Consider the following 6680-nt stretch of genomic DNA (forward strand, 5'->3'; position numbering starts at 1 on the left):
ATGCAATCAGAAAATAAGATACAACAGCATGACAACTTCTTTGAAATGGTACGCAGACCATCTTCAAATTCAGAGAAAAATATAGAAATCCAAGCTAATCAGCCTGTAGAAGATTCGTTTCCTACAACTGGGGCAGAGGAACAACATGCAGATAATCAAACAGAGATGGAGCATGCTCAGGATCGTGATACAGATGCGCTTATGCCACATGCAGCCCGACGCGTATTGGTCTATCTCATGCGTCAAGGGGTTATTCTTGCAGCAGAAAACTTAAAACTTTTTGATTTATTGTGCCGATATGAAGCGGAAATTCGTAGACATTTGGCAGAGGTTTATATCCAGTTGGTTTTGGATGCCAAGCAAGGGGTGGCTTATATCATCAATCTCAAAAGTATTCAGGATGAACAGGAAGATGAGAACCAGCCTTTGGATGATTTTCCTGTACTGATACGAAAACGAACTTTGACTGTATATGACACCTTAATTTTACTTATTTTGCGGAAGTATTATCAGGAGCGGGAAACTGCGGGTGAGCAAAAAATTATTATTGATGTTGAGCGAATCCAGAGCAGTTTAATTCCATTTATTCCTTTAACGAATCATGACAGCAAAGATCGTAAAAAGCTAAATGCAGCATTAGAAAAATTTATTGAGAAAAAAGTATTAACGGGACTGCGTGGTGAAGAAGGGCGTTATGAAATTACGCCAATTATCCGCTATGTCGTGAATGCCGAGTTTTTACAAAGTTTATTATCTGAATATCAACAATTAGCAGCAAAGGCCAAGTTGCAGCAATCCGAACAAGAATATGGAGAATCATCATGCAAGAAATGACCCTCTCAACTTTATTTGCACAAGGCCAAATTCGCTTGTCAGAAATTTCAGTATTTAACTGGGGCTCCTTCCATAACTTGCATACCGCACGTATTGATCCTGAAGGGACACTTATTACGGGAGATAATGGTGCAGGTAAATCTACCTTTATTGATGGTTTAATGGCATTGTTACAACCTGCAAGTAAAGCTAGTTTTAACGTAGCAGCTGCGCAGGGCGATCGCTCAGACCGTACATTACTCTCTTATATGCGTGGTAGTTTTGGTTCAGAACATGATGGGGCTGGAACGCGAGTAAAAAATAAGCGTGAAAAAGCAGTGACAACAGCATTAAGAGCGCTATATACCGCTGATGACGGTTCGATGATTACTTTAATTGGATTGTTTTGGGTTGGACAAGGTCAACATTCGCTGAGTGAAGTGAATCGTTTATATATGATTGCAAGTCGTAATGTGCAACTGACTGAAGTGTTAGAAAAATTTGCAGACGGTAATACTCGCCAGCTAAAACAACATTTTAATCCTAAAACAGATGCACGCGTGCATTATTTTGATAGCAAATTTGAAGACTATCAGGAGATGTATCGTAAATATTTATTTATGGATAATAAAAATGCACCTGCGTTGTTATCACGTGCTTTAGGCTTAAAGAAAATTGATGATTTGACTAAATTAATTCGCGAGTTGGTTTTAGAACCAAGCCAGGTTCGTGCTTTGGCACAGACTGCAGTAAATGAGTTTGCTGACTTAGAGGCAAACTATAAGCATTTGGTAGATGCGCGTGAACAAGTCCTACATTTACAGAAATTACCTGAGTTAGCTGTTCAAATAACAGCGTTAACTCTGCAACTGAATAATCTACAGCTCGAAAAACAAGCTTTTCCTGCATATTTAGGTGAATTGTATGTTCAGTTTTGGACTGAAAAAATACATCAGCTGGAGCAAGAGATACAGCGATTACATACGCAGTTTAAGCAATTAGAACAACAAGAACATGATGCGGAAAAACGACAAGAGCGCTGCCATGAAGACTATTTACAAGTAGGCGGTAATCGGATTGAAAACTTACAAAAAGAGCTAGAACTGATACAGCGTCAGTTAAAGCAATTAACCATAGAGGCATCGCGCTATCAGGAAGATGCTCAGCAATTACAATTGCAAGATGATTTAACCGAGCAAAATTTAATTGATAACCAAAAAATAGCCCATGAGCAGCTTCTAAATATTGGGCAAGAGAAAACCCAACGACAAGATGAGTTTGCTCAAGTCAGTAGCAAATACGCACAAACGCAACAGCAACTGAAAGAAACTCAAAGCGATATTCAGGAAATAGAAACCAGACCTAATAGTAATATTCATGATGTACATTTATTGCGTTTAAGAGATGAGCTTAGACAGCACTTAGATTTTGATGAACATGAATTAATGTTTATTGGTGAGCTCATTGATGTAAAAGAGGCTGAAAAAATCTGGCAAGGCGCAATTGAACGAGCATTAGGTGGTTTAAAAACAACGTTATTGGTGCCGAAAGATCGTTATTCGATGGTCACTCAATGGGTGAATGCGCGTCATAATAAAACCCATGTGCGTTTACAGGTGATCCATCTTGATGCTACAGAAAGTGTGTATTTTAAAGAAAATGGTTTTCTGCGGAAATTGGTTTGGCGAGAGCATCCATATCGTGATTGGTTAAAACAACATCTGCTTCGCTTTGATCTGCAATGTGTGGCAGATACAACAATCATGAATACAACGCCTTTTTCTATGACACAACAGGGCTTAATTCATCGTGAGCAAGGTCGTTTTGAGAAAAAAGATCAACAGCGGATTGATGATCGAAAAATTTGGTGTTTGGGATTTTCCAATACTTCACGTTTAAATTTATTAAAGCATGAAGCGAAACAACTTGAGGTACAGTTGGAACAGTATGCCTTGAGTGTTGCACAATCGCGTAAGGTGTTAGATCAGGTAACACAGCATAAGAGTTTGTGGGAGCGAATGTTACGTTACCAATGGGATATGATAAATATTCCTTATTGGACAGAGCGCCAGCAACAGACCAGCAATGACTTGCAGCATTTACAACAGGCAGATACCAATATTGAACAAGCTCGACAACGTTGGGAGCTTGCAAAAGAGGAATTAAAACAACTACAGGAACAGAAAGGGCAGTTACAACACACTTGGGGGCAACTCAAACAGAAACTCAGTGATGCAGAAAAACAACAACAACAAGCGCAAAAGGCAGCAAACCAAGGTGTCCCAGAACAAGCCAGAGAACTGTTGCTACAGCGTATAGGAGAAACACCTCGGTTGGAGGATGCTTATCTTACTGCTGTGGAAAAAGAGCTAGAGCGTTTAATTGAACATACCAGCAACCAAAATACCTCAGCAAAAAATAGCGCAACGTACATTATTGGTCAGTTTCGTGGCAAGGATAAATGGTCACATATTGCATTACAACGTGAATGGGCAGTTGGTTTGGCCGCATTGGATGATTGCGTTGCCTATTTTCATGAACTAGAAAAGGAAGGTTTGCCTGCCTTAGTTGAACAGTTTGAACAGCGTCTGCAAAAACATACCATGCAGTCTTTAAGTGTGATTCAGAATCGCCTTGAGGCAGATAGAGAAGAAATTACTGACCGTATTGCCATAATTAATCAGGTTTTACGGCGTACAGAATTTAAGTCTGGCAGCTATCTAAGACTAGGATACAAAAAGGAAAAGTATCCACACGTCATAGATTTTGAGCAAAAACTAAAATGGGTCGTATCTAGTATTAATAGTATTGAATATGAACAACGTTTTAAAAAGTTAGCTGAATTAATTTCTATTTTAGAAAAAGCGAGTAACTCGGTTACAGCGCATACTTTTGAAAGCCAGCGTTTACTTGATCCTCGTCATCAAATGTCTTTCTATGCAGAAGAAGTCGATTTGGCTACAGAAGAAATACGAGATGTTTTGGAGTCATCGAGTGGTAAATCTGGCGGAGAAAAAGAATCATTTGCTGGAACCATTGTGGCAGCGAGTTTGGCTTATGTATTAACACCAGACGGCTATGATTATCCAATCTACAGTACAGTGTTTTTAGATGAAGCTTTTTCAAACACAGCTGAAGCGGTTAGTCGTCGAGTACTCAAAGTATTTAAGGCGTTGAAAATTCATGTCAATTTAATCACACCTTATAAAAACTTGAATTTAGCGCGTGAGTCAGCACGTTCTTTATTAATTGCCGAGCGTGATATTGAGAAACATGAAAGTCATTTATGTGAAATTACTTGGCAGGAAATTGATGAAAAAATGGCGCAAAAACAACAGCAACTGCATAGAGAGGCACAACAGTTTGGGGTGCAGTTAGATGCCTAAAATTGAGAAGTGGGGATTACTTCCAAATACCGTTTTGGGTATTTTGCATAAAAAAGAATGGGAAAATCGTCGAAATTTAAAGCAGCGGTTGTTAAATCAACGTCCTTTTCCAATCGAAATTTCACTGAAAGTGCCCACAGACCAACAAGCTAGAGATAATTTGGGTCATTTTCATGCTTTTTTTAAAGCGTGGACAGATTTTGCTTATCCTGAACTGGTTGAATGGCAAGAACGGCAGTATCGACAACTTTCAGAACAACGTGTTCCAGTAAAGTTACGAATTTTTTCTTTACAGCAGCTTACTGAGCTTTTAGGAACAGAGCAACAACTTGAAAACTGGTTGGATAAAATATCCAGCTTTTTGAAGCAGTCTTTTGTGCATGATCGTCATCAGCACCGTTTATTTCAAACTTTAATTCATCATTTAGAGCAGATAGAACGCTATAGCCAACAAGAATGGCAATGGTTGATTCAGCTGATTGAACAGCTGAAACCGAATATGGGGGCAGGGCTTTATTTAAGGGCCTTGCCATTAAGCGCTGTAAACACGAAGTTTCTTGAGCAGAACTTATTGCTGACGGAGGCAATTTGCAATGTACTTTATGATGATGAGATCGTACTGGCTGGAGGGTTGTTGGCATGGCTAGATTGCTTAGATAGCCCCAAAGGTTGGTTGACGATCAAACCCGTCTGCCCAAATGTGCAGGAAAAATTGGGAGGACTCCCCGTTTTTCAATTGTCCACAGAGGTGCTAGATCAATTTGAGTTACCTGCGGAACGAATAATTGTAGTTGAAAATATTCAGTCAGGTTTAGCGTGCCCTTACTTGGAAAATAGTATTGTGGTTTGTGGTGGGGGTAAAAATATTACATGGATGAAGGCCAAGTGGTTACAGTATAAACAGGTTTTTTATTGGGGAGATATCGACTCTGAAGGTTTAAATATTTTAAGTATGGTTCGGCAAAAAATTCCACACGTGATTGCTTTAATGATGGATGAAGCCACAGTGTTACAGTTCCAAAATCATATGGTGGATGAACCAGACTCTATTTTTAGTGAGCCACAATATCTCACTGCTGACGAGTTAAAATTATTTCATGATTTGCGTGCACAGACATTTAAAAATAGGCGTTTAGAGCAAGAGCGCATTTCGGTTGATTGGGTGCATCGTTATTTAGAGTTACTTTGAAAATTAATTTGATTGATAATAAGGGGTGTAATGTTTAAACCATCTAGGCGATGGCAAACAATTGAAAATTCGATGCCGCTTTAGTCGTTTTCTTCTAAACCATCTAGGCGATGGCAAACTTGCAACTTTGGTACAGGATGCTATCAGCAAACTTCTAAACCATCTAGGCGATGGCAAACGAACAGCGCATGGAGAAAGAGAAATCGGAAAACTTCTAAACCATCTAGGCGATGGCAAACGTTTAGCCACCTTGGCACAAAGGTTGCAGCAGCTTCTAAACCATCTAGGCGATGGCAAACGAATCTGTTCAACTGGCATGACTCCAGGAGCTCTTCTAAACCATCTGGGCGATGGCAAACTTAAGTTAGCCAACTCAGCATCGTTCCATGTTCTTCTAAACCATCTGGGCGATGGCAAACGCCGTATCATCGAATTTTTGTAGATTACGAATCTTCTAAACCATCTGGGCGATGGCAAACGTGATCATTAGCCCCCTATATTTGACCGTGTACTTCTAAACCATCTGGGCGATGGCAAACTGACACTTACTAGCTTTTTTTTTATTATTATTCTTCTAAACCATCTGGGCGATGGCAAACGCCGCCGCCAGCGAATGCTTCGCCATCTTTAACTTCTAAACCATCTGGGCGATGGCAAACGATAACCGCTTTAATACTTCCTACTTTAAAAACTTCTAAACCATCTGGGCGATGGCAAACAGATTGCACATTTCCATGCACATGGCTGTTTACTTCTAAACCATCTGGGCGATGGCAAACCTGTATCGGGTGCTGGTAAGTTGTTCGGAATACTTCTAAACCATCTGGGCGATGGCAAACATCACTATCTAAGTCTTTGTAACGTGCATCTACTTCTAAACCATCTGGGCGATGGCAAACCGATTGAGTGAACCGTACCGGGTTTGTCGGAGACTTTTTTATTTAAGTTAGGCCACCTGACCTAACGGGTTAATCTTATCATAGTACATTGCTTCAAACTCAAAAGGTGATACATAACCCAGTGCACTGTGTACACGCTTTTTATTGAACCAATCTACCCAGTTTAGTGTCGCAAGTTGTACATCCGCTAAACCTTGCCAATCCGCTTTTAAATATTCAATCCCCTCTGTTTTGTATAAGCCATTCACCGTTTCAGCCAAAGCATTATCGTATGAATCACCGGTCGTACCGACTGATGCTCGTAAATTTGCTGCTTCTAAACGATTGGTATAACGAATGGAAAGATATTGCACGCCTCTGTCACTATGATGAATCACGTTCTTTGGCATGCCT

The 6680-nt window shown here is 40.0% G+C and carries 4 protein-coding genes and 1 CRISPR repeat array; of the genes, 3 read left to right on the forward strand and 1 reads right to left on the reverse strand.

Going from position 1 to position 6680, the window contains the following annotated elements; translation table 11 throughout:
• Genes FTU98_RS06530 through FTU98_RS06540 form a run of 3 tightly spaced genes read left to right on the forward strand, consistent with a single transcriptional unit; the run spans position 1 to position 5388 of the window.
• Complete coding sequence (locus FTU98_RS06530) at positions 1 to 834, forward strand: DUF4194 domain-containing protein (protein ID WP_167846398.1); 834 nt, start codon at positions 1 to 3, stop codon at positions 832 to 834.
• A complete protein-coding gene (locus FTU98_RS06535) occupies positions 822 to 4199 on the forward strand; it encodes an ATP-binding protein (RefSeq protein WP_180043483.1) in 3378 nt (1125 codons plus the stop codon). The genes FTU98_RS06530 and FTU98_RS06535 overlap by 13 nt, the downstream gene beginning before the upstream one ends.
• The gene (locus tag FTU98_RS06540) at positions 4192 to 5388 is read left to right on the forward strand and encodes a Wadjet anti-phage system protein JetD domain-containing protein (RefSeq protein WP_004974289.1); all 1197 of its coding nucleotides are present in this window, start codon (positions 4192 to 4194) and stop codon (positions 5386 to 5388) included. Before FTU98_RS06535 ends, FTU98_RS06540 begins: the two co-directional genes overlap by 8 nt.
• Before the next feature lie 31 nt (positions 5389 to 5419).
• A CRISPR array of direct repeats spans positions 5420 to 6287; the repeat unit is 28 nt; unit sequence CTTCTAAACCATCTGGGCGATGGCAAAC.
• Between the two features lie 47 nt (positions 6288 to 6334).
• Here FTU98_RS06540 and FTU98_RS06545 read toward each other — a convergent pair.
• The coding region (locus tag FTU98_RS06545) for an integrase core domain-containing protein (RefSeq protein WP_180050758.1) at positions 6335 to 6680 on the reverse strand (346 nt) is incomplete at its 5' end.

The organism is Acinetobacter sp. YH12211 (assembly GCF_013418015.1).
Classification (GTDB): Bacteria; Pseudomonadota; Gammaproteobacteria; order Pseudomonadales; family Moraxellaceae; genus Acinetobacter; species Acinetobacter towneri.

Coding starts and splice junctions, on each gene's coding strand:
- FTU98_RS06540 (WP_004974289.1), top strand. CDS start 4,192: ATGCCTAAAATTGAGAAGTGGGGATTACTTCCAAATACCGTTTTGGGT.
- FTU98_RS06530 (WP_167846398.1), top strand. CDS start 1: ATGCAATCAGAAAATAAGATACAACAGCATGACAACTTCTTTGAAATG.
- FTU98_RS06535 (WP_180043483.1), top strand. CDS start 822: ATGCAAGAAATGACCCTCTCAACTTTATTTGCACAAGGCCAAATTCGC.